The sequence below is a fragment of the Flavobacterium sp. TS_SC_5 genome, assembly GCF_056156265.1.
Map to the genome: position 1 here is coordinate 1243878 of NZ_CM149588.1, position 23200 is coordinate 1267077.

The window sequence follows — 23200 nt, forward strand, 5'->3', positions numbered from 1 at the left end:
TTGAAAAATAGTTGACCAAAAGACTTGACTTAGCCAGCTCATTTTCGTATATTAAGGTTAAACAATAACTGAGAGTAAAACTCATTAAAATCCTTGGTTGCTGGAGGGGTCATGTCTTCCAGCTTCTCTTACCAAGTTAAACAATTAGAGAATACAATAATCCATCCTCATTGATGGAACGAGAATAAGAGAATACAAGAATGAACTTTAAAAATGAAGATTACATCGCCTTTACTGGCGATACAGGAGATTTTGACCTGGTCCAAAACGATTACAAGCTGTCTGAATCAGCACTACGTTTCCCAAACGTAAATTCTATACTAATTCCAAAGAAAGCCCAGTATAACCTACGTAAACATGTTTCTAAACCGATGCTTAGAACCATTGATATTAATATTGATATAGCTGTTGAAAAGTGCCTAGTGTTCTTGTATAACCTAGCTAGCACTTACTACACGGATGACAAATGGAAATCGCTTAGCTCTAAGATACTGCACCAGCAGAGCCGAAATGCTGACAATACCTATATATATACCAAGATAATTGATGTTCTTACCACTGGAACAAGTACAGGTGCATTTATTGAAGTTGACAGCAGCTATCAAGTCGGCATGCAGTCCAAGAAGTTTCGATTAACGGATACTTACTTAAAAGCGGGACTTGTTGAATACATCATTAATGATGTTGGAATCATCCGTACTCGAAATAAGATTTACTACCAGCAATTATGCGAAGCCATGGCAAATCCGATATGTTCCAATTTGATTGCGATGTATCCAAAAATTGACTTACCAACTAGTGAAGAACTACTGTCTATTGGCAAACTATTAGCCAAAGAAGGAAGAACCACCAAAAAAGGAAAGATATTGACTATGCGAAACAAACATAAAGACCACTATTGGTTAGATGTAAAAAACAGAAGCTTTGTCGAGGATAATATTGAACTGTTTGAGTTTCTAACTGGTCGTGGGTTTATGATTCCCAGTGCGGGAGATTTTCACAGCGGTGGTCGTGTTGTGGACAGTTTTACTCTTATGCCTTCATGGATTCGGGAACAGATTACCATTGAAGGAAAGAAGTTGATAGAGTGTGATTACAGTGCACTGCATCCAAATATTGCTATCAATTTGTACGATGGTTCATTAACTTATCTCACACATCAAATTATTGCTGAACGTACAGGAATTCACGTTGATAATGTTAAGATTGAGCATTTGAGTTTTTTCAATATGAAATGGAATGATATGATAAAATCTCCACTTTTTGACTACTATTCAAGATATGATTCTGATATGTTAGCAAGGATTTATCACGATAAAAACGAACATGGTCATAAGATTACCTCTCAAAAAATGTTTGGGGTTGAGGTAGCTATTATGACTGATGTTATAAGGTACCTCAACGATAAAGGTATTTTTGTCTTATACGTGTATGATGCTCTTTTATGTGATTCTAAAGATTTTGATTTGGTAGCAAAAACTATGAATCGAATCATTTTAGAACATGGTATTAGAACAAATATTAAAACTTAATAATTTAATTTGTGTTTATCGCCTCCGGCGATCAACGCAAATTTATAATTAATTTAAAAATGTTTCCTCAAGGATAGCGACATGAATAATTTTATAGTAATATAATTTTTACAATTGTTTCTCGGTCGCATTATACATATATTTGTTTTTAAAAAAAAAACTATTTACCACGACAACCAACCCGAAAATTGATGAATTAATATTATTATAAGAATAATAAAAGTTCGAAATTATTACTAAGATTTGAAAAAGAAAGAATTTTATAAATATAGAATCAAAGAGGGTGCCTCTAAAAAAATGTCTAGTATACTTAAAGATTTTAATTCGAGAGTTGCGCTAGTTGATGGAACAATGTGTTCAATTACAGCAGTGATTCCAGCGAACAATTACTTTATAAAAGACGGGAATTTAGATGTTGAAAATTTATATCAAATAAAAATCCTCAACTCAAAAAGTAATCAAGAAGCATTAGTAATCCCAGAACTTTTAGAAAATATACCTGAAGCGGAATGGATAATAATTGATTAGATGTTGAGGCTTAATTGCATTAAGAAGTTGTAGTCCTAAGTATAAAATAGATATAAACAACATAGTTACATGGAAGAGGAGAAGTTGAAAATTAATCAAGTTAAAATGTCTGTTGGGAAAACTGAAAAACAATTTCACTATGAAAAGATGCACTATGCTGATTCTTGGACAAAAATTCCAAAACTAAATTATGAGTATTGTGTAAAAAACAATTTAGCTATCGCCACTGAAGTTTTAAAAGACTTAGACGGAAATATTATTTTATTAAAATATAAAAACGAGAACTCTCAAGAGAAAAGGGAAAGGCAAAAAAAAGAGATTAAGTCTAAAACAGTTGAAATAGATAATCTTAAACATATTTACTTAGTAAAAAGAACTATCGGAAAAACTGGAAAGCATTACTACTATGAATCATTAAGTTCTGTTGAAAATGCAAAAGATGTTTATTGGTACAAAACTGACGAATCCTTCTTTAGACATTTAATTAATTCGTACAAAAAAAACGCATTAAATATTGAGTTAGACGACAAAGGTGAAGTTGTCTATATGGAATATACTAAAAATGAAAAAGAAAGTAGTAAAGCCATTATAAGTGATGATAATTTAAAAAAAGAAACAAAAGGTTGTTTTAAAACGGTAATCCTTACGTTTGTTTTTCTAATAGTGGTTTTATTAATTATTACTTTTTAACCAAATTTTAATTAATATTACTGAGTAAAAAATGACAGATAAAAATTTAAATGATTATTACCAAAGTCAAATAGACAATATTAATAATATACAGAAAGATATTTCTGGAAAACTGACTGATTTAATAAAACACACTACCACTATTTCTTTTGGGATGCTAACCATTTTGGTTACTTTCAAACCCTCTTTAGATTCTGACAACGAAAACTATATTTTGTTTATTTGTGTTTTAGTCTTATTGGGACTAAATGTAATTACAGGTATTTTATATATTTTTTGTCAGATTATTTTATTAAATAAACAACTAAAATTCCAAACAGATAGTTTTAACAACAGATTAAGCGGTAATTTAGAAAAAATTTATATCTCGAGAATAAAAGAAAAATGGCATATTCCAGTAATAAAATATCTGTTTTATTTCTCCTTTTTGCTATCAATTATAATTCTAATAATATACGGAACAAAATCTTAAATACAACAAGCATTTATATAACCATATTAAAATATTTTTATGAAAATTAGACACTTTAAAAACCTAACTGTTAAATTGTTATTAGCTCAATTACTTTATTTAACTTATAGCTGTGGTGAAGCTGTAAAACCATCAGACGACCCAAATAATAAAATTGCACTTGAAGAAATTAAGAAAGAACCTAAAATTAAGGAAGCGATAATAACTGATGCAAACGTACTTTATGTCACTGTGGAAGATGATAAGACAAATCGTGATGGATATGCTCAATATTTATGTGAGATTTTAAAAGAACACAAAGCAAGTAGTTCTTGGGTTAAAGTTGTGAAAGCTAATTCTATTAATGATGAAAATAGCGACAATGTATATGGTATTTTGCTGGGAGAATCAAATTGTAATTAAAAAAAGGTTGTTTAAAATTGATATGGTTCAATAATTTATTTTTAATTAAGTGAAGGGATAAATATTCACTAACAGAAACTATTTTATAGAAATTTTATAGAAATTCGTCAGATTTTTAAGGTTATCCTCTCAGGTACGATAAGCTTGTAATTTAATATAAGCAAAGGATAGTTTCTTCAAATCTTCAATAAAAAGATTCGACAACTCAACTGTAACGGGTACAAAAACCGCTTCGAAAGAAGCGGTTTTTTTGGTTTTATATCACAATGAATTCCTGATAATCAAATCACACTTATTCTCGATTTGTTCTTTTTTGCCTTTTAGAATCATTTGTGCCAATACCTTTCCCATGACTTCAAAATTCGTTGAAATCGTTGTGATGCCGTTTTCGACTACTTTTTTAAGCGGGGTTTCATTGTACGAAATGATGCCGTAATCACTGCCCAATTGCAGCTTCTGAAGTTTTGCTTTTTCAATAACACTCACTAAATCCCTGTCACTCGGAATAATATACACTTCGCCTTTATTTATTTCCCGATTCCTGAATTCAGTGATGATTTCATAATCGAATGTGAAATCTTTACAGAAATTCTCGAAACCTATTTTCATACCTATGGGTTCTCGGAATCCCGGGAAAATCATAATCAGTTTTTTGTATTTGTTCAATTTAGATTTTCCTTGCAGTAAGCCTTCATAAATATCTTTTACGAAATTCTGGTATACAGCAGGAAAGGATTTTAGTTCAGGATTGGTTTGATCTAAAATATAAACGTCGTTAACTGGTAGGGTTTTTATCGCTGCGGCGGCCTCGGCTAAATTTGTCGGCATAATGATGTATTTAGTGTAATTGCCGTAGCTGTCATTAATCAGTTTTTGAAAAACGGGAACATTAAAATGATGAAAGAAAATGTCTACCTGAGCATTAGTACCAATGTTTTCCAGAAACGAATTGTACAAGTCTTCCTTAAAAATATTCAACTCGTCAAAAAGTAAAAATATCTTTTGTTTTATGGTGACTTCAACGCTTTTTACATAATAGCCTTTGCCCGGAATGGCGTACATAATTCCTCTTTTTTTTAATTCTTCATAGGCCTGTAAAACCGTATCGCGGGACAAGGAGAATTCCAAACAGACTTTGTTTACCGACGGAAGTTTGTCGCCTTTTTTCAGATTTATGTCTTCTATTGCTTTCTCTATCGAATTAATTATTTGTCGGTATTTAGGAATTCCGAGGTTGTTTTGAATCGAAATTATTTTCATGCAGCAGTGAATTTCTTGGCAATGTACAAAAACTGGTAGGGACTGGTATGTTGATGATAACAATTATTTTACTTTTGGTTTTTCACATTTCATAATTAAACCATGAGAATTAAACACATATCACATTTTAAAACTAATTCTGTAATAGAATCATTTGGTGTAGTGCCTGATGGGAAAGAGGTTTCTGTTTGTGAACTTTTAAATAAGAATGGCATGCAAATGAAAGTGATGGGTTATGGAGCTGCGCTTACCTCTTTAAAAGTTCCATTAAAAAATGGAGCATTGGTAGATGTGGTTTTAGGTTTTGATACTTTGGAGGCCTATTTACAGTCCTTTAATTTAGAAAGTGCGCCTTATCTTGGAGCAACCGTAGGACGATTTGCCGGAAGAATAAATGAAGGAGAATTTAAACTGAACGGAAAAACAATTTGTCTCAACAAAAACAACAACGGGAATACGTTGCATGGCGGTACTATTGGTTTTAGCCAGAAAAATTGGAAAATAAAAAAACATACTGAAGGCAAGAATCCTTCTGTGACTTTTAAAAGCGTCAGTGCGGATAATGAGGAGCATTTTCCGGGTGAACTGTCGGTTGATTTGACTTATATGCTCTCTGACGAGAATGAATTAATTATAGAATATATCGCCAGCACAACTGAAGATACAATTGTAAATTTAACGCATCACAGTTATTTCAATCTGGACGGTCACCAAGCTAGTGTTGCAAATCAGGAAATGCGTGTAAATTCTCAACAAATATTAGAAACTACAACTTCGGGAATTCCTACCGGACGGTTTCTAAATGTTGCTAATTGTCCCTTTGATTTCACCGCGGCGAGAACCTGTCCGTCAAAAATTGACACCACTTTTGTTTTAAATAAGGAAAAAGAATACGCAGCGTCTCTTTATAATAGTGATAAAACTTTGAAAATGTCTGTTTACACGAATCAGCCCGCGGTTCATATCTATGTTGGCGGAAATTGCTTTAATGCAATAAAAGGGAAAGAAAACACTAATTATCATCCCACAAGCGGCATTTGTTTTGAAACCCAGAATTTCCCTGATGCGCCTAATCACGAACATTTTCCTTCTTCTGTTTTGAGAAAAGGAGAATTATATTATCATAAAACTATTTATAAATTTCAATCTTTTTAAGATGAAAAAAAATATTCGAATTTTAGGGTTCTTAACCCTTTTTGTCCTTCTTTTTTCTTGTTCTGATAGTAATGATACAGCGGAAACTCCGCCAGTTGCCGTTGATTCTTTTATTAGAGCTGCCGACATTTCTTTTTTACCGGAAATAGAAACATCGGGTGCGGTTTTGTATAACAGCAGCAACCAAGCGGAAGATATGATTACAACTCTGAAAAATGCAGGTTGTAATACGGTTCGAATTCGTCTTTGGAAAAATTTAGCAAATGGACGTTCCGGAATGACAGAGGTTAAAGCGCTGTCAAAACGCGTAAAACAAGCCGGAATGAAAGTTTGGTTGACAGTGCATTATTCGGATACTTGGGCTGATCCAGCGGTACAAACTACGCCAGCGGAATGGAAAAATTTATCATTTACCGATTTGAAAACGGCTGTCGCCAATTATACTTCGACAATCCTCACTGAAATTAATCCAGATATTATCCAGATTGGGAACGAAATTAACAGCGGATTGCTTTGGCCACAAGGAAATTTAATCAATCAGGAAGTACAAAGTATTTCTTTATTGGCAACTGCCAGCGCGACTATTCGTGCCAAAGCGCCAAACACTAAAATCATGATTCATTATGCAGGCGTGAAAGCTGCAGATACGAATTGGTTTTTTAACAAAATTAAAAGTGTAGATTACGATTACATTGGGTTATCGTATTATCCAATTTGGCACGGAAAAGATTTAGAAGTTGTCAAAACCGCTATCAATACATTAGGAAAAACGTACAATAAAAAAGTTATTATTGCTGAAACCGCTTATCCTTTTACGTTAGGATACAATGATTGGACGAATAATATAGTGGGTTTAGATTCGCAACTCGTTTCCGGTTACCCTGCTACTCCTGATGGTCAAAAAAACTTTGTGTTGGCAATAAAAACACTCGTTAAAGAGTCAGAATACGGTTTGGGATTTGCATATTGGGGTGGAGAATGGATTTCTTTCAAAGGAAATCAGGCCGCTAATGGCTCTACTTTTGAAAACCAGGCTTTTTATGATTTTAATAATAGAGCATTACCTGTTTTGCAGGCGTTTAATAAATAAGAAAATATGAAAAATTCACAAATACATTTGCGATTCGTTTTGATGTCTTTAATGGTTTCAGTACTTTTTTCTTGCAGTACATCCAAAAATGTTCAATCAACATCCAAAAATTCTTTTGCAAAAGGAGCTGATGTGGGATGGTTGCCGCAGATGGAAGCCACTGGATATAAATTTTACGATACCGATGGCGCTGAAAAAGACTGTTTGCAATTACTGAAGGACAGAGGGATGAATACCATTCGCCTGCGTGTTTGGGTAAATCCAAATGATGACAAAGCCAGCGGACACTGCAGTAAAGAAGAAACTGTTGTGATGGCTTTGCGTGCCCAAAAAATGGGAATGCGTATCATGATCAATTTTCATTACAGCGATTCGTGGGCAGATCCTGCTAAACAATTTAAGCCAAAAGCATGGGAAAATCATACTTTTCCGGAGTTAATGACGGATGTGTACGACCATACTTTTGATGTTTTGAGCGCATTGAAATCAGCAGGAGTTACTCCGGAATGGGTTCAAGTTGGGAATGAAATTCCAGGCGGTATGATGTGGCCGGAAGGGAGCACTAAGAATTGGAATCAATTGGCACAATTACTCAACAAAGGATATGAAGCAACAAAAACTATTGACTCGAAAATCAAAGTAATTGTTCATCTTGACGAAGGAAATAATAATGAAAAATTCCGCTGGTTTTTTGAAAATGCTACAGCAAATAATGTAAAGTACGATGTGATTGGATTGTCCTATTACCCTTTTTGGATCAAGAAAGATTACACGGAAACTATTTCGGATTTAGCGTATAATCTAAACGATATGGTTGCCAGATACAACAAAGAAGTGATGGTTGTGGAAGTAGGTGGGGAATATGATAAAGTACAAAACACCTACGAAATGCTAGCGGCAACAATCAAAGCGGTCGAAGCAGTGCCTAATAATAAAGGACTTGGCGTGATATATTGGGAGCCGCAGGGAGAAAAAAGTTGGAGCGGTTATTCCCTGAGCGCTTGGCAATCTGACGGGAAACCATCAATGGCTTTAGATGCGTTTAAGGAATAGTTTTAATTAGCGGAATTAAAAATTGAACTTAATTCTATAAATGACAGCGTTTTGTCGAAAAAATTGTTGAAACATATAAGTCATAGAAGCTTTTAATTTGAATAAAATCAATTGAAAACTCAGAATTCATTTAAGTAAAGTCATTAATAATTATGTAAAGAATATTTTAACTCATATTCACTTTAAGTAGTTAATTGACAAACTAACTTTTTAAAACTTACATGACTTATATGGTTCAAAAAAATTAAAATTTGTTATAAAAATGAAGAAATTGATATGTTTTCTTGTTGTGATTTCAGTATGTACACAAGTTGCCTTGTCTCAATCACGAGAAGTTAAGGTGCTAAATACCAATTGGAAATTTCAAAAAGGCGATTTTGAAGCGGCGTACAAAGTAAATTTTAATGATTCGAAATGGGAATCCGTAACCGTTCCGCATGATTGGGCCATTTACGGCCCTTTTGACAAAAATGTCGATATTCAAAAGGTGGCTATTGTTCAAAACGGAGAAACCGTAGCTACCGAAAAAACAGGACGAACAGGCGCGTTACCCCATATTGGAACTGCTTGGTACCGCAATACATTCAACTTGCCTAAAGATGCAAAAGGTAAAAAAATAATTTTGCTTTTTGAAGGTGCAATGAGTGAGCCTCAAGTGTATTTAAACGGAAAAAAAGTAGGAGAATGGGCGTATGGCTACAGTTATTTTTATTTTGATGTTTCCAAGTTTATACAAGAAGGAGCCAACACATTATCAGTAAAACTAACCAATAAAGAATTTGCGTCCCGCTGGTATCCTGGTGCAGGATTGTATCGAAATGTAAGTATTATTATAAAAAACAACGAAAATATTGACCAATGGGGTCAGTTTGTAACGACACCTTTTATCAGTGAGGAAGTTGCTAAAGTTAACATTAAGACCAAAGCTTCTGGAGAAAATACCCGTTTAGTCACCACTATTTTTGATGCCGAAGGACACAAACTCAATTCAGAGGAGTCGACTACACAATTCGGAAATGAGTTTGATCAAAATATAAAAGTAGAAAGGCCAAAATTATGGAGTCCCGAAACTCCATATTTATACAAAGCGGTTTCCCAATTGTATGTTGGAAAAGAACTGCAAGACGAGAACACAACTGTTTTTGGAATTCGGGAAATAAAATATGAGGCTAATAAAGGCTTTAGTCTTAATGGAAAGATAACCAAATTCAAGGGAGTTTGTCTTCACCACGATTTGGGTCCACTTGGAGTCGCCGTAAATAAAGCCGCGTTGCGCAGACAAATGCAGATTTTAAAAGATATGGGTTGCAATGCGATTCGCAGTTCGCATAATATGCCTTCTTTCGAGCAATTAGAGTTGGCGGATGAAATGGGTTTTCTGTTTTTAGCAGAGAGTTTTGATGAATGGGCAAAGCCAAAAGTAGAAAATGGGTATCATCGTTTTTTTGAGGAATATGCTGAAAAAGACATCGTCAATTTGGTACAAGCCACACGAAATCATCCTTCGATTGTGATGTGGAGTTCTGGAAACGAGGTGCCGGATCAATGGGGTGAAGAAGGAGTGAAACGCGCAAAATGGTTGCAGGAAATCTTTCATCGGGAAGACCCAACTCGTCCTGTAACGGTTGGTATGGATCAAGTAAAAGCAACTATTGAATCTGGTTTTGGCGCTTTGCTGGACATTCCGGGACTGAATTATCGGGTACATTTATATGATGAAGCCTATAAAAAATTTCCGCAAGGGTTTATTTTAGGTTCAGAAACCGCTTCAACGGTTAGCTCGAGAGGGATTTATAAATTCCCGGTAGTTCAAGAAAAAATGAAACAATATCCAGATTTTCAGTCTTCTTCGTATGATTTGGAAGCCTGCAGCTGGTCGAATGTGCCGGATGAAGATTTTGTGCTTCAAGATGATAAACCTTGGGTGATTGGCGAGTTTGTCTGGACTGGTTTTGATTATTTGGGTGAACCTACGCCTTATGATGAAAGCTGGCCGTCCCGAAGTTCTTATTTTGGAATTAACGATTTAGCAGGTTTACCTAAAGACCGCTATTATTTGTACAGAAGCCGTTGGAATACAAAGGAATCTACATTACATATTTTACCACATTGGAACTGGGAAGGCCGTGAAGGAGAAATAACCCCTGTTTTTGTATACACGAGTTATAACAGTGCCGAACTTTTTATCAACGGCAAGAGCATGGGTGTGCAGACAAAAAATAAAAACACACCCCAGAATCGCTATCGCCTGATGTGGATGGATGTGAAATATGAGCCTGGAACAGTAAAAGTTGTGGCTTTTGATGACAATGGTAAAGCTGTTGCTGAAGAAGAAGTCAAAACTGCAGGGAAACCGTACCAAATTGTTTTAGAAGCAGACAGAAAAACAATCAGTGCCGATGGAGAGGATATATCCTTTGTAACTGTGTCTGTAGTAGATAAAAATGGAATTCCTTGTCCTACAGCGACGAACCAAATGAAATTTAAGGTTACTGGAGCGGGTACTTACAGAGCGGCTTGCAACGGCGATGCCACTTCACTCGAAATGTTTCATAAAGATACTATGAAACTTTTTAGCGGAAAATTGGTAGTGCTTGTAAAATCGAAAATAACTGAAGGAGATATAAAACTTGAAGTGAATGGAGCAGGGCTTAAGAGCGGAAAATTGATCTTGGCGGCAGCCAAATAAATAAAAAAGGGAAATAGTGCAACTATACTTTTGAAAACAAAAAACATAAAAACAGCTATAAAGCCAAATGCTACAACAGAAAATTTAGAAAACAACACACTATTACTAGAAAACATGAATGAATTATTAATTAAAAAAACGACAGCTTTCTTTGAAGATAGCTTTGGAACCGAACCTCAAAAAATTGTCCTTTCTCCCGGTAGAATTAATATTATAGGGGAACATATTGATTACAATGACGGCTATGTTTTACCGGCAGCCATCGATAAAATCATTTGTTTTGCTTTCGAAAAAAACAATTTGGATACAGCTAAAATTGTGGCAATAGATTTGAATGATGAGTTCGAAGTTGGTATAAATGACGATCATAAGCAGACAGATAGCGTTTGGACAAATTACCTGCGTGGTGTTCTGAATCAGTTGAAAATGAACGGTTATTCTGTGGAGGGTTTCAATTGTGTCTTTAGCAGTAATATTCCTGTGGGTTCCGGTTTGTCTTCTTCGGCAGCACTGGAATGTGGGTTTTTATTTGGTTTAAATGAACTGTTTAATTTGAAAATCAAACCAATTGATATTGCGCTTATGGGACAAAAAGCAGAACATTGGGTGGGAATCAATTGTGGGATAATGGATCAGTTTTCGAGTGTGATGGGTTTACAAAATAAAGTTATAAAAATTGATTGTCAGACATTGGAATTCGAATATCATGACGCTAATTTTAATGATTATTCCTTAGTTTTATTCGATTCGAACGTGAAACATTCCTTAATGACATCGGCTTATAATGAAAGAAGACAACAGTGTGAAGAAGGTATAGCGATTATAAAAAGTAATTTTCCGCAGATAACTAGTTTTAGAGATTGTAACGAACAACATGTTTTAGAATTGCACGATGTAATGAGTGCCAATGTTTTCAAAAGATGTCTTTTTGTGGTGAAAGAAATTAAACGAGTAACTCAGGCTTGTGACGCTTTGGACAAAGGCGATATCGAAACCTTAGGCAAATTAATGTTCGAAACGCATCAAGGGTTATCGGTTGATTATGAAGTAAGTTGTGCCGAATTAGACATGATTGTAGACACGCTTAAAAAGGAAGATGCCGTGGTAGGTTCCCGATTAATGGGTGGTGGTTTTGGAGGTTGCACCATCAATTTGATTAAAAAAGGGCATGAAGAGCGAATTAAAAAGCAACTTTCTGCACTTTATTTAGATACTTTCGGAATAGAATTAAAAATTTACGATGTTAAAATTGGGAATGGAACATCACTTTATATTGCGAAATAAATGAAAAATTTTGACATCAACGAAGATCCGCACAGACGCTATAATCCGTTAATAAACGAATGGGTTCTGGTATCGCCACACCGTTCGAAACGTCCGTGGCAAGGGCAAAATGAAATAGTAACTTCGGACGCATTGCCCGAATATGATCCGACTTGTTATTTGTGTCCGGGAAATGTTCGAGCAAATGGAATGGTAAATCCGAACTATGAAAGTTCTTTTGTTTTTGAAAATGATTTTGCGGCTTTAAAGCAAGAAGAAATTGTTTTTGAAGAAAACAAAAATGAAACTTTTTTTAAAGCAAAACCAGAAAGAGGAATTTCTCGAGTAGTTTGTTTTTCGCCAAAACACAATTTGACATTGCCTGAAATGCCAGTAAAAGCGATTGAAAATATCATTCATACCTGGCAAAAAGAATATACGGATTTGGGTAATGTAGATTACATTAATCATGTTCAGATTTTTGAAAACAAAGGAAGTGTGATGGGCTGCAGCAATCCGCATCCGCACGGACAAATTTGGGCACAATCCTCATTGCCCACAGAAGTCGAGAAAACGCAAAGTAATCTCAAAGCGTATTTTGATAAACACAACAAAACGCTTTTAGAGGATTATGTAAAAGAAGAGCTGAAGTTAGACGAACGCATTGTGATTGAGAATGATCATTTTGTAGTAATAGTCCCTTTTTGGGCGATTTGGCCGTATGAAACCATGATTGTCAGCAAGCGAAATGTGAATAAAATAACTGATTTTACGGAAGCGGAAGTGGCTGATTTTGCTATTATTTTAAAACAATTGACAACCAAATACGACAATCTTTTTGAAACTTCTTTTCCTTATTCATCGGGGATTCATCAGTCGCCAACAGACGGAGAGTTGCATCCGGAATGGCATTTTCAAATGCATTTTTACCCGCCATTGTTGCGCTCAGCAACCGTGAAAAAATTTATGGTGGGTTACGAATTGATGGGAGAATCACAAAGAGATATCACGCCAGAGAAAAGTGCTGAAATTTTAAGGAAACTGTCAATTACGCATTATAAAAATAAGTCATACAAGTACTAGTCACGAGAGGTGATTTATGCTTTTGAAAAAGTAAGTGGAGAAAAATTGGCCTACAACATTGTTGAGCGAAGAGAAGGTGATATTGTTTCGGCTTATGCCAATATGGACAAAGCAGATACGTATCTTGGATGGAAAATAAAATCCAAACTTGAATAAGCGATTGCGATTGCTTGGAAATGGGAGCAGAAGGTAAGGGATTAACCTGATTATTAATTTGAAATATTTAATTAACATTAATACGATACAATGACAACAGAATTTGGGTTTATAGATTATTTAGTTTTTGCTGCTTACGCAGTACTTATTTTAGGTGTTGGATTGTGGGTTTCTCGTGAAAAAGACGGGCATCAAAAAAATGCTGAAGATTATTTTCTTGCCAGTAAATCATTGCCTTGGTGGGCCATTGGCTCTTCATTAATTGCAGCCAACATTTCCGCAGAACAATTTATCGGAATGTCCGGTTCTGGATTTGCATTAGGATTAGCGATTGCCTCTTATGAGTGGATGGCTGCTTTTACGTTAATTATCGTAGGGAAATATTTTTTACCTATTTTCATTGAAAAAGGGATTTATACCATTCCTGAATTTGTAGAGAAACGATTTTCAACTAATCTTAAAACTATTTTAGCTGTTTTTTGGATTGCTTTATATGTTTTTGTTAATCTTACTACAGTGTTGTATTTGGGAGGACTAGCAATACAGGCCATATTAGGCATTGACATGATGTATGCAATTGTAGGATTGGCACTTTTTGCTGCAGCTTATTCCTTATACGGAGGGCTTTCTGCCGTGGCTTGGACAGATGTTATCCAAGTTATATTCTTGGTGTTAGGTGGATTGGTAACAACGTACATCGCTTTAAATACGGTTTCTGATGGTGCTGGAGTTTGGGAAGGAATCAAAACGGTTTATAATGCTGCACCCGATCGTTTTGTGATGATTTTAGATGAATCTAACCCAGAATATATGAACCTGCCAGGTATTGGAGTTTTGGTTGGTGGACTTTGGGTCGCTAATATTTACTACTGGGGATTCAATCAGTATATTATTCAAAGAACATTAGCGGCTAAGTCATTAGGCGAAGCTCAAAAAGGGATATTATTAGCTGCATTTTTAAAGATGCTTATTCCTTTTATTGTTGTAATTCCTGGAATTGCAGCTTATGTAATGGTAAATGACCCTGCAATAATGGCTCGATTAGGAGCTGCAGCGGCGAATAACATACCTGGTCTTGGCGCTGCTGATAAAGCCTACCCTTGGTTGTTGCATTTTTTACCGGCAGGTTTCAAAGGTTTGGCTTTTGCTGCCTTGGCTGCTGCTATTGTATCTTCTTTGGCATCGATGTTAAACTCAACTTCGACCATTTTCACAATGGATATTTACAAACAGTATATTGATAAAAATGCCAACGATAAAAAGACAGTTAATGTAGGTCGAATTTCTGGAGCGATTGCATTATTAATAGCAGTAATCATGGCGCCACTTTTAGGTGGAATTGACCAAGCATTTCAGTTTATACAAGAATATACTGGCGTGGTAAGCCCTGGTATTTTAGCCGTATTTATACTGGGATTATTTTGGAAAAAAACAACTAATAAAGCAGCTATTTGGGGTGCATTAGCTTCTATACCAATTGCTATGTTTTTTAAAGTGGGGCCAAAATCATGGGCAACGGGAAGTGGTTTAGAATCTGTTTTTCCAACATTGCCATGGATGGACCAAATGGGTTATACCGCTATTTTAACCATGTTGTTAATTATTGCGATTAGTTTAATTCAGAATAAAGGCAATAATGATGCTAAAGGAATTCCATTAACTAAAGAATTATTCAAAACTAGTCCTCTTTTCAATATCTGTTCATTTGCATTAATGATTATATTGGTTGTAGTTTATGCAGTTTTCTGGAAATAAACGAATGTAGAGCAATAAAAAAAAGTGAAACTAAATTCGTTTAGTTTCACTTTTTTTTATCAAATAATTTAGTCATTAGATTACACTACGAAGGTTTTGTAAAGCTAGAATAATTTTATAATACACTTGTGTGTTTCTTAATCGTGAAAGTTTGTTTTTGAGTTACAAGTACTACACTTTTTTTGGCAGGGACTACTGTAAATTCTTCTAAGAATAACTTTCGATTCGCAGCTTATCTTTAATTTGAATTCTTTTTTTTGGAAGCAACAATCTTTTAAATGTAGCTAGGCCAAAAAAATATAAGGCACAAAAAAAGCCTTCGAATAACGAAAGCTTTAGTGGTATTTTAATTTATTTTTTAGTTGTTAACCAAAGCATCTTGTTTCCAAGTTTTTACAGAAGCTATTCTGCTATTAGAATATTCTACTTCGTTCAATTTGTTACCATTCCAAAATAACCATTTTCCAGTTTTTTCTCCATTTTCATAATTAGCGACAGATAATTTGTTTCCATTGACGTCAAATGAAATCCAAACTCCTTCCAGTTTTCCATTTTTAAAGAAACCTTCTTGTTGTACTTTTCCGTTTTCAAAGTAGTAAGTGGTTTTAACTAACTCACCTACAGCTTCTAATTTTGGATTGCTTTCTTGTGCAAATGCTATTCCTGAAAAAAGTAATGCGGTTAATATTATATATTTTTTCATGTCGTATGTGTTTTTTAATTCATATTAGCTTAACAAATGTATAAAACATTTTACAATAAAAAAACTTTTAGTTAACAATTTCGTAACATTGAAGTAAAGCTTAACATTGAAAATAAAGTTTGCTATAAAACCAATCACTAAAATTTCTTATTTCTCAATTCATTATTCATAATTAGTCCTAAATTTGCAGCTGTGTCCGAAGGGCAAAATAATCTAAAATTTAGAACATGTATAGAAGTCATAACTGTGGCGAATTAAACGCCTCACATATCAACACTGAAGTTACACTTGCGGGATGGGTTCAAAAATCACGCGATAAAGGTTTTATGAATTGGGTCGATTTACGTGACCGTTATGGAATTACACAATTAATTTTTGACGAAAGTCGTTCTGAAAAGTCCGTTTTTGAGTTGGCAAAAACACTTGGTCGTGAATTTGTAATTCAGATAAAAGGAACTGTGATTGAGCGTGAAGCCAAAAATAAAAACATGGCTACCGGTGATATAGAAATTTTAGTCACAGAACTTACCATTCTAAACGCTTCGCTTACGCCTCCGTTTACCATTGAAGATGAAACAGATGGTGGTGAAGATATCCGAATGAAATACCGTTACCTTGATATTCGAAGAAATCCTGTAAAAAACAGTTTGCTTTTTCGCCATAAAGTAGCAATGGAAGTCCGTAAATATCTTTCGGATTTGGATTTCTGTGAAGTAGAAACGCCTTATTTGATTAAATCAACTCCAGAAGGAGCCAGAGATTTTGTGGTGCCTTCTCGAATGAATGAAGGACAGTTTTACGCTTTGCCGCAATCACCACAAACTTTTAAGCAATTATTGATGGTTGGGGGAATGGATAAATATTTCCAAATCGTGAAATGTTTCCGAGATGAAGATTTACGTGCAGACAGACAACCGGAATTTACACAAATTGATTGTGAGATGGCCTTTGTGGAACAAGAAGACATTTTGAATGTATTTGAAGGTTTGACTAGACATTTATTAAAAGAAATAAAAGGTATTGACGTGGATAAATTCCCAAGGATTACCTATGAATATGCGATGAAAACCTACGGTAATGATAAACCGGACATTCGTTTCGGAATGGAATTTGGTGAGTTGAATGAAGTAGCACAGCACAAAGAATTCCCAGTTTTCAATGCTGCGGAATTAATCGTGGGAATTGCAGTTCCGGGAGTTGGAAACTATACTCGTAAAGAAATTGATGGATTGATTGACTGGGTGAAGCGTCCACAAGTGGGTGCATCCGGAATGGTTTATGTAAAATGCAATGAAGACGGAACTTATAAATCATCAGTAGATAAATTTTACGATCAAGATGATTTAGCACAATGGGCCAAAATCACTGGTGCAAAACCAGGAGATATGATTTTTGTGCTTTCTGGTCCTACTGATAAAACAAGAACACAGTTAAGCGCATTAAGAATGGAATTGGCAACTCGTTTAGGATTGAGAAATCCAGCCGAATTTGCTCCTCTTTGGGTGGTTGATTTTCCTTTATTGGAATTTGATGAAGAAAGTGGTCGTTACCATGCCATGCACCATCCTTTTACATCTCCTAAGCCAGAAGACATGCATTTATTGGAAACTGATCCGGGGAAAGTTCGTGCCAATGCGTATGATATGGTTTTGAATGGAAATGAAATTGGCGGTGGATCTATTCGTATTCACGATAAAGCGACACAACAATTGATGTTTAAATATTTAGGTTTCACGGAAGAAGAAGCGAAGGCTCAATTCGGATTCTTAATGGATGCATTTCAATTCGGTGCGCCACCTCATGGAGGTTTGGCTTTTGGATTGGATAGATTGGTTGCTATTCTTGGAGGTCAAGAAACGATTCGTGACTTTATTGCTTTTCCAAAAAACAATTCTGGAAGGGATGTTATGATCGATGCGCCATCTGTAATCGACGAATTACAGCTAAAAGAGTTGCATATAAAATTAGCTTAGTTGCAGTTGGTCGGAATTATTTGTTAGAAAACGTTGAATATCAATATTTTTACAAAATAAAAACAGAAGATAGCATTTCGTATTATATTAAATATTACATTTGCTTCATTATAAATTATTATTACAATTACAATGCGTACAGGTACAGTTAAATTTTTCAATGAGTCTAAAGGTTACGGATTCATTACAGACGAAGAAACAGGAAAAGACATTTTTGTTCATGCATCAGGAATCAACGCGGAAGAATTACGCGAAGGTGACAGAGTTAGCTATGAAGAAGAAGAAGGAAGAAAAGGAAAAGTTGCTGCGAAAGTAGCAGTGATCTAAGCATAAAAAAATATTTTTTTTGCCTACGAATGTTTAAAGCGTTCCGATTTTATCGAAGCGTTTTTTTTTGTACCTATGACATCTGAAAAAATAAGCTTGGTCTTTAAAATTGTTAAATAAAAAAACGTTAAACAGATCTTAAGAAAACAGTCTTTCGTTATTTATAATAAATAAAAACTGTAAATTTACATCGTTGTAGTAGAGATGTATTTTTAAGTTTTAATTGTTATTTAATATTTTGAAAGTTATCTTTGCCACTTACTCTTAATAAAAAAACACACAATATGCAATCCGATCAATTAAATTATATTCCAATTGTCATGCAGTTCATTTTGGCTGTAGGTTTTGTAGTTGGTACAATATTGGTTTCAGGTAAATTAGGGCCTAAGCGTTCCTCTGAAGCTAAAGATAAAAACTTCGAATGTGGTATTGAATCTGTTGGAAACGCAAGAATCCCTTTTTCAGTAAAATATTTTCTTGTTGCCATCTTATTTGTTTTGTTTGATGTTGAGGTGATTTTCTTGTATCCTTGGGCTGTTAATTTCAAAGAGCTCGGCATGGAAGGAATGGTTAAGATGGTAATTTTTATGCTTTTGCTTTTGGTGGGTTTTTTCTATATTATCAAAAAGAAAGCGTTAGAGTGGGAGTAAAAATTTGTTTTAAATGCTGAATTTTAAAATATAAATGGTTTCATTTTAATTTGTAATTCAAAATTTGTAATTCAAAAAAATAAAAAATGAGTGATTCTAAAATAAATATGGTTGCCCCTCCAGAAGGTGTTGTTGGTGAAGGTTTCTTCGCTACAAAACTAAATGATGTTGTGGGATTGGCTCGTGCAAATTCATTGTGGCCTTTGCCTTTTGCAACATCTTGTTGTGGTATAGAGTTTATGGCGACAATGGCGTCACACTATGATTTAGCTCGATTTGGTTCTGAACGGGTTAGTTTTTCTCCGCGTCAGGCCGATATGTTAATGGTAATGGGGACTATTTCGAAAAAAATGGCGCCAATTTTACGTCAGGTATATGAACAAATGTCGGAACCTCGTTGGGTAATTGCTGTTGGAGCTTGTGCCTCATCTGGTGGAATTTTTGATACTTATTCTGTTTTGCAAGGGATTGATAAAGTAATTCCGGTTGATGTTTATGTTCCGGGTTGTCCGCCAAGACCAGAGCAGATCGTTGATGGAGTTATGAAATTGCAAGAATTGGTTAGAACGGAATCGGTAAGAAGAAGAAGTTCTCCAGAATATCAAGAATTATTGGCTTCTTATAACATCAAATAAATAATGGCGCTAGAAACGATACAAATCCAAGAAAAATTAGTTGAAACATTTGATTCAGATGTTTTTGAATTCATCCAGGAAAAAGATATATTTTCATTTGAAGTCGCTGCCGATAAAATTACAGCGGTGATTCTTTTTTTGAAAAACGACCCGATATTACGTTTTCATTTTTTAACTGATTTATGTGGGATTCACTATCCTGACAATGATGTGGACCATCAATTTGCAGTGGTATATCATCTACACAATTGGTATGAAAACAAAAGAATTAAAATCAAGGCGTTTATCAACGGTGAAAATCCAGAAATAAAAACGATATCAAACATTTTCTTAAGTTCTAACTGGATGGAAAGAGAAACGTATGATTTTTATGGAATTAACTTCATTGGTCATCCTCAATTAAAACGTATTTTGAATATGGATGAAATGATTTCTTTTCCAATGCGTAAAGAATTTCCATTGGAAGATGGCGGAAGAACTGATAAAGACGACCGTTTCTTTGGAAGAACAACCGACAATTATTAAAAACACACACTATTATAATTTTTCACATTAAATAAATGTCAGAACTATTATTACCACCAGAGCATCGCTATGCTAATAGAATTGCAGCCCAATTAAATGAAGATGGAAGCGAGCTTACTATTCTTAATTTGGCGCAACTCACCCGGCTACACACGGTATTTTTCAAAATATCCTATTGATGGATGGAGAAAGAATTCTGGAAGCGGAACCTACTATTGGTTACATTCATAGAGCTTTCGAAAAAATTGCTGAAAACCGTCCATTTTACCAAATTACCCCTCTTACGGATAGAATGAACTATTGTTCATCACCTATAAATAACATGGGTTGGTGGATGACATTAGAAAAATTGTTGGATATTGAAGTTCCCAAAAGAGCGCAATATTTAAGAGTTATCGTAATGGAATTGGCAAGAATCACGGATCATATTATTTGTAATTCAATTCTTGGAGTAGATACCGGAGCGTATACCGGATTTTTATATGTGTTCCAATTTAGAGAAAAAGTTTACGAAATCTACGAAGAAATTTGTGGCGCGCGTTTAACAACTAATATGGGAAGAATTGGTGGTTTCGAAAGAGATTGGTCACCAGAAGCTTTTAGAAAATTAGATGTGTTTTTACAAGACTTTCCAGCAGCTTGGAAAGAATTTGAAAATTTATTTGAAAGAAATAGAATCTTTATTGACAGAACTGTAAATGTTGGAGCTATAACAGCTGAGCAAGCGATGGCTTACGGATTTACAGGTCCAAATTTGCGTGCTGCGGGTGTCGATTATGATGTTCGTGTAGCACAACCGTATTCTTCTTACGAAGATTTTGATTTTATAGTTCCAGTTGGAAAATCGGGTGATACGTATGATCGTTTTTGTGTTCGTAACGCCGAAGTTTGGGAAAGTTTAAGTATTATTCGTCAAGCATTAGCAAAAATGCCGGAAGGGAATGACTTTCATTCTGATGTTCCGGATTATTACCTTCCTCCAAAAGAAGATGTTTACACAAGTATGGAATCGTTGATTTACCATTTCAAAATCGTTATGGGAGAAGTTCCCGTTCCAGTTGCTGAAATATACCATCCTGTAGAAGGAGGCAACGGAGAGCTAGGTTTTTACTTGGTTACTGACGGAAGTCGAACTCCTTATAGATTGCATTTCCGCAGACCTTGTTTTATTTACTATCAAGCGTATCCTGAAATGATAAAAGGGGCTTTGCTGTCGGATGCAATTGTTATTTTGTCAAGTTTAAATGTTATTGCTGGAGAATTAGACGCTTAGTAAAATTATAAATGATGAATTATGAATTTTGAATGAAAGTCAAAAACATTTGAAAATTAGAATTCAGAATTTAAAATAATTAAAATGGAAAGAACGTATCACAAACAAGAAATAAATATGACTGAAGCATTGATGACTCGCATCAATGAATTGATCAGTCATTATCCTGAAGACAAAAGAAAATCGGCATTATTGCCTGTTTTACATGAAGTTCAAGATGCTCATGAGAATTGGTTGAGTATTGAATTGATGAATAAAGTAGCCGAAATCCTTTTGATTAAACCAATTGAAGTTTACGAAGTAGTTTCGTTTTATACGATGTACAACCAAAGACCAATTGGAAAATACATGTTTGAATTTTGTCAAACTTCCCCTTGTTGTTTGAATGGAGTGGAAGATCTAATGGATTATACCTGTGAAAAATTAGGTGTAAAAGTGGGTGAACCTACGCCAGACGGTCTGTTTGAAGTTAGAGGAGTTGAATGTTTAGGAGCTTGTGGTTACGCTCCAATGATGCAATTAGGCGATTTTTATAAAGAACATTTGACTGCAGCAAAAATCGACCAGTTAATAGAAGATTGTAAAAATGATACAATAATATTACACGATAAATAATATGTCACAAAAAATATTATTAGACAAAATAAATATTCCCGGAATTAAAACCTACGAAGTATATCGTCAAAACGGTGGTTATGCTTCAGTAGAAAAAGCCCTAAAAACATTAACACCGGACGAAGTGGTTGAAGAAGTGAAAACTTCAGGATTGCGTGGTCGTGGCGGAGCAGGATTTCCTGCAGGAATGAAATGGAGTTTCATTGATAAAAAATCAGGAAAACCAAGACATTTAGTTTGTAATGCGGATGAATCAGAGCCAGGAACTTTCAAGGATCGTTATTTGATGGAATTTATTCCTCATTTATTGATCGAGGGAATGATTACGTCCAGTTATGCATTGGGAGCAAACCTTTCCTATATCTACATTCGTGGAGAATACATGTGGGTTTATAAAATATTAGAAAGAGCCATTAACGAAGCAAAAGCTGCTGGATTTTTGGGTAAAAACATATTGGGTTCAGGGTATGATTTAGAACTTTATGTTCATTGTGGTGCCGGAGCTTACATTTGTGGTGAAGAAACTGCATTAATAGAATCTTTGGAAGGAAAAAGAGGAAATCCTCGTATCAAGCCACCATTTCCTGCAATTTCAGGACTTTGGGCAAATCCTACGGTTGTAAATAACGTAGAAACTATTGCCGCTGTGCCATGGATTGTTAATAATTCAGGTGCGGAATATGCTAAAATCGGTATTGGACGTTCTACAGGGACCAAATTAATTTCGGCGTCAGGACATATTAAAAATCCTGGTGTTTACGAAATCGAAATGGGTTTAAGTGTTTATGAATTCATGAATTCTGATGAATATTTAGGCGGAATGAGTTCTGACAGGCCTTTGAAAGCATTTGTACCAGGAGGAAGTTCTGTTCCCGTTTTACCAGCTCATTTAATTTATAAAACGGCAAACGGTGAAGATCGTTTGATGTCATACGAATCTTTAAGCGACGGTGGATTTGCAACAGGTTCCATGCTAGGATCAGGTGGATTCATCGTTTACAATGATACATCTTGTATCGTTCGTAATACTTGGAATTTCTCTCGTTTTTACCATCATGAAAGCTGTGGGCAATGTTCCCCATGTCGTGAAGGTACTGGTTGGATGGAAAAAGTTTTGCATAGAATAGAGAACGGTCACGGTCGTGAAGAAGATATCGATTTACTGTTGAGTATTCAGAGTAAAATTGAAGGAAATACAATATGTCCGTTAGGTGACGCAGCAGCGTGGCCAGTAGCAGCAGCAATTCGTCATTTTAGAGAAGAGTTTGAATACCATATCCGTTTTCCGGAAAAAATAAAGAATAGAGATCATTTTGTCGCTGAACCTTTTGAAAAAGTTAAGCATTTAGTTTCTAAAGTAATCGTATAAAG

The 23200-nt window shown here is 35.0% G+C and carries 21 protein-coding genes and 2 pseudogenes; 21 read left to right on the plus strand and 2 right to left on the minus strand.

The features are described from left to right. The first annotated feature begins 200 nt into the window (after positions 1–200). The 5 genes from AC0J6S_RS05495 (at position 201) to AC0J6S_RS05515 (ending at position 3624) form a co-directional block, all read left to right on the plus strand. On the plus strand, positions 201–1532 hold the full coding sequence (locus AC0J6S_RS05495) for a hypothetical protein (protein WP_474955799.1): 1332 nt from the start codon (positions 201–203) through the stop codon (positions 1530–1532). A 297-nt stretch (positions 1533–1829) separates the two neighbouring features. Further along, the gene (locus AC0J6S_RS05500; RefSeq protein WP_474955800.1) at positions 1830–2060 is read left to right on the plus strand and encodes a hypothetical protein; all 231 of its coding nucleotides are present in this window, start codon (positions 1830–1832) and stop codon (positions 2058–2060) included. 84 nt (positions 2061–2144) lie between these two features. Then, positions 2145–2750 carry a hypothetical protein gene (locus AC0J6S_RS05505; RefSeq protein ID WP_474955801.1) on the plus strand — a complete coding sequence of 202 codons (606 nt, stop codon included), beginning with the start codon at positions 2145–2147 and terminating at the stop codon, positions 2748–2750. Between the two features lie 31 nt (positions 2751–2781). Next, positions 2782–3222: a hypothetical protein gene (locus AC0J6S_RS05510; protein ID WP_474955802.1), complete on the plus strand. Its 441-nt coding sequence runs from the start codon at positions 2782–2784 to the stop codon at positions 3220–3222. 39 nt (positions 3223–3261) lie between these two features. Further along, positions 3262–3624 carry a hypothetical protein gene (locus AC0J6S_RS05515; RefSeq protein ID WP_113664555.1) on the plus strand — a complete coding sequence of 121 codons (363 nt, stop codon included), beginning with the start codon at positions 3262–3264 and terminating at the stop codon, positions 3622–3624. A gap of 261 nt (positions 3625–3885) precedes the next feature. Here the strand turns inward: AC0J6S_RS05515 and AC0J6S_RS05520 are convergent, their stop codons facing one another. Continuing rightward, entirely contained in the window at positions 3886–4884 is a 999-nt protein-coding gene (locus AC0J6S_RS05520) for a GntR family transcriptional regulator (RefSeq protein WP_474955803.1), read from the minus strand. 102 nt (positions 4885–4986) lie between these two features. Between AC0J6S_RS05520 and AC0J6S_RS05525 the strand changes: the two genes are divergently transcribed. The 8 genes and pseudogenes from AC0J6S_RS05525 to AC0J6S_RS05560 all read left to right on the plus strand — a co-directional run bounded on the left by AC0J6S_RS05525 (position 4987) and on the right by AC0J6S_RS05560 (position 15128). Then, positions 4987–6039: an aldose epimerase family protein gene (locus tag AC0J6S_RS05525; RefSeq protein WP_474955804.1), complete on the plus strand. Its 1053-nt coding sequence runs from the start codon at positions 4987–4989 to the stop codon at positions 6037–6039. A 1-nt stretch (position 6040) separates the two neighbouring features. Continuing rightward, positions 6041–7129 carry a glycoside hydrolase family 53 protein gene (locus AC0J6S_RS05530; RefSeq protein ID WP_474955805.1) on the plus strand — a complete coding sequence of 363 codons (1089 nt, stop codon included), beginning with the start codon at positions 6041–6043 and terminating at the stop codon, positions 7127–7129. Positions 7130–7135: 6 nt separating this feature from the next. Beyond that, positions 7136–8182 carry a glycoside hydrolase family 53 protein gene (locus AC0J6S_RS05535; RefSeq protein ID WP_474955806.1) on the plus strand — a complete coding sequence of 349 codons (1047 nt, stop codon included), beginning with the start codon at positions 7136–7138 and terminating at the stop codon, positions 8180–8182. 262 nt (positions 8183–8444) lie between these two features. After that, positions 8445–10871, plus strand: a complete 2427-nt coding sequence (locus AC0J6S_RS05540) for a glycoside hydrolase family 2 TIM barrel-domain containing protein (protein WP_474955807.1) — start codon at positions 8445–8447, stop codon at positions 10869–10871. A gap of 114 nt (positions 10872–10985) precedes the next feature. Next, positions 10986–12155 (plus strand): galactokinase, encoded by a 1170-nt coding sequence (gene galK / locus AC0J6S_RS05545; RefSeq protein ID WP_474956331.1) that lies wholly within the window; start codon positions 10986–10988, stop codon positions 12153–12155. Then, complete coding sequence (locus tag AC0J6S_RS05550; protein ID WP_474955808.1) at positions 12156–13217, plus strand: UDP-glucose--hexose-1-phosphate uridylyltransferase; 1062 nt, start codon at positions 12156–12158, stop codon at positions 13215–13217. 6 nt (positions 13218–13223) lie between these two features. Then, positions 13224–13373: pseudogene (locus AC0J6S_RS05555) on the plus strand (UDP-glucose 4-epimerase GalE); the annotation flags it as partial. Between the two features lie 90 nt (positions 13374–13463). Beyond that, a complete protein-coding gene (locus AC0J6S_RS05560; RefSeq protein WP_474955809.1) occupies positions 13464–15128 on the plus strand; it encodes a sodium/sugar symporter in 1665 nt (554 codons plus the stop codon). Positions 15129–15486: 358 nt separating this feature from the next. On the opposite strand, the gene AC0J6S_RS05565 is transcribed toward AC0J6S_RS05560, so the two are convergent. Continuing rightward, entirely contained in the window at positions 15487–15831 is a 345-nt protein-coding gene (locus AC0J6S_RS05565; protein ID WP_474955810.1) for a toxin-antitoxin system YwqK family antitoxin, read from the minus strand. Positions 15832–16058: 227 nt separating this feature from the next. Between AC0J6S_RS05565 and aspS the strand changes: the two genes are divergently transcribed. From aspS to nuoF, 8 genes and pseudogenes are all read left to right on the plus strand, one after another. Beyond that, positions 16059–17804: an aspartate--tRNA ligase gene (aspS, locus tag AC0J6S_RS05570; RefSeq protein ID WP_474955811.1), complete on the plus strand. Its 1746-nt coding sequence runs from the start codon at positions 16059–16061 to the stop codon at positions 17802–17804. Positions 17805–17936: 132 nt separating this feature from the next. Next, positions 17937–18131, plus strand: coding sequence for a cold-shock protein (locus AC0J6S_RS05575; RefSeq protein WP_007137066.1), 195 nt, complete (start codon positions 17937–17939; stop codon positions 18129–18131). Between the two features lie 284 nt (positions 18132–18415). Further along, complete coding sequence (locus AC0J6S_RS05580) at positions 18416–18781, plus strand: NADH-quinone oxidoreductase subunit A (RefSeq protein ID WP_113664546.1); 366 nt, start codon at positions 18416–18418, stop codon at positions 18779–18781. Positions 18782–18867: 86 nt separating this feature from the next. Next, positions 18868–19416: an NADH-quinone oxidoreductase subunit B gene (locus AC0J6S_RS05585; protein WP_474955812.1), complete on the plus strand. Its 549-nt coding sequence runs from the start codon at positions 18868–18870 to the stop codon at positions 19414–19416. Between the two features lie 3 nt (positions 19417–19419). Next, positions 19420–19941, plus strand: a complete 522-nt coding sequence (locus tag AC0J6S_RS05590) for an NADH-quinone oxidoreductase subunit C (protein ID WP_474955813.1) — start codon at positions 19420–19422, stop codon at positions 19939–19941. Positions 19942–19976: 35 nt separating this feature from the next. Beyond that, positions 19977–21214, plus strand: a pseudogene (locus AC0J6S_RS05595) (NADH-quinone oxidoreductase subunit D). Positions 21215–21298: 84 nt separating this feature from the next. Next, the gene (locus AC0J6S_RS05600) at positions 21299–21829 is read left to right on the plus strand and encodes a complex I 24 kDa subunit family protein (RefSeq protein WP_282713898.1); all 531 of its coding nucleotides are present in this window, start codon (positions 21299–21301) and stop codon (positions 21827–21829) included. 1 nt (position 21830) lies between these two features. Further along, positions 21831–23198: an NADH-quinone oxidoreductase subunit NuoF gene (nuoF, locus tag AC0J6S_RS05605; protein WP_474955814.1), complete on the plus strand. Its 1368-nt coding sequence runs from the start codon at positions 21831–21833 to the stop codon at positions 23196–23198. Positions 23199–23200 lie beyond the last annotated feature (2 nt).

What these genes read in the sequence shown, in the direction of transcription:
- AC0J6S_RS05495 (WP_474955799.1), top strand. Translation starts at nt 201, where the DNA reads ATGAACTTTAAAAATGAAGATTACATCGCCTTTACTGGCGATACAGGA.
- AC0J6S_RS05500 (WP_474955800.1), top strand. Translation starts at nt 1,830, where the DNA reads ATGTCTAGTATACTTAAAGATTTTAATTCGAGAGTTGCGCTAGTTGAT.
- AC0J6S_RS05510 (WP_474955802.1), top strand. Translation starts at nt 2,782, where the DNA reads ATGACAGATAAAAATTTAAATGATTATTACCAAAGTCAAATAGACAAT.
- AC0J6S_RS05515 (WP_113664555.1), top strand. Translation starts at nt 3,262, where the DNA reads ATGAAAATTAGACACTTTAAAAACCTAACTGTTAAATTGTTATTAGCT.
- AC0J6S_RS05520 (WP_474955803.1), bottom strand. Translation starts at nt 4,884, where the DNA reads ATGAAAATAATTTCGATTCAAAACAACCTCGGAATTCCTAAATACCGA.
- AC0J6S_RS05525 (WP_474955804.1), top strand. Translation starts at nt 4,987, where the DNA reads ATGAGAATTAAACACATATCACATTTTAAAACTAATTCTGTAATAGAA.
- AC0J6S_RS05530 (WP_474955805.1), top strand. Translation starts at nt 6,041, where the DNA reads ATGAAAAAAAATATTCGAATTTTAGGGTTCTTAACCCTTTTTGTCCTT.
- AC0J6S_RS05535 (WP_474955806.1), top strand. Translation starts at nt 7,136, where the DNA reads ATGAAAAATTCACAAATACATTTGCGATTCGTTTTGATGTCTTTAATG.
- AC0J6S_RS05540 (WP_474955807.1), top strand. Translation starts at nt 8,445, where the DNA reads ATGAAGAAATTGATATGTTTTCTTGTTGTGATTTCAGTATGTACACAA.
- galK (WP_474956331.1), top strand. Translation starts at nt 10,986, where the DNA reads ATGAATGAATTATTAATTAAAAAAACGACAGCTTTCTTTGAAGATAGC.
- AC0J6S_RS05550 (WP_474955808.1), top strand. Translation starts at nt 12,156, where the DNA reads ATGAAAAATTTTGACATCAACGAAGATCCGCACAGACGCTATAATCCG.
- AC0J6S_RS05560 (WP_474955809.1), top strand. Translation starts at nt 13,464, where the DNA reads ATGACAACAGAATTTGGGTTTATAGATTATTTAGTTTTTGCTGCTTAC.
- AC0J6S_RS05565 (WP_474955810.1), bottom strand. Translation starts at nt 15,831, where the DNA reads ATGAAAAAATATATAATATTAACCGCATTACTTTTTTCAGGAATAGCA.
- aspS (WP_474955811.1), top strand. Translation starts at nt 16,059, where the DNA reads ATGTATAGAAGTCATAACTGTGGCGAATTAAACGCCTCACATATCAAC.
- AC0J6S_RS05575 (WP_007137066.1), top strand. Translation starts at nt 17,937, where the DNA reads ATGCGTACAGGTACAGTTAAATTTTTCAATGAGTCTAAAGGTTACGGA.
- AC0J6S_RS05580 (WP_113664546.1), top strand. Translation starts at nt 18,416, where the DNA reads ATGCAATCCGATCAATTAAATTATATTCCAATTGTCATGCAGTTCATT.
- AC0J6S_RS05585 (WP_474955812.1), top strand. Translation starts at nt 18,868, where the DNA reads ATGAGTGATTCTAAAATAAATATGGTTGCCCCTCCAGAAGGTGTTGTT.
- AC0J6S_RS05590 (WP_474955813.1), top strand. Translation starts at nt 19,420, where the DNA reads ATGGCGCTAGAAACGATACAAATCCAAGAAAAATTAGTTGAAACATTT.
- AC0J6S_RS05600 (WP_282713898.1), top strand. Translation starts at nt 21,299, where the DNA reads ATGGAAAGAACGTATCACAAACAAGAAATAAATATGACTGAAGCATTG.
- nuoF (WP_474955814.1), top strand. Translation starts at nt 21,831, where the DNA reads ATGTCACAAAAAATATTATTAGACAAAATAAATATTCCCGGAATTAAA.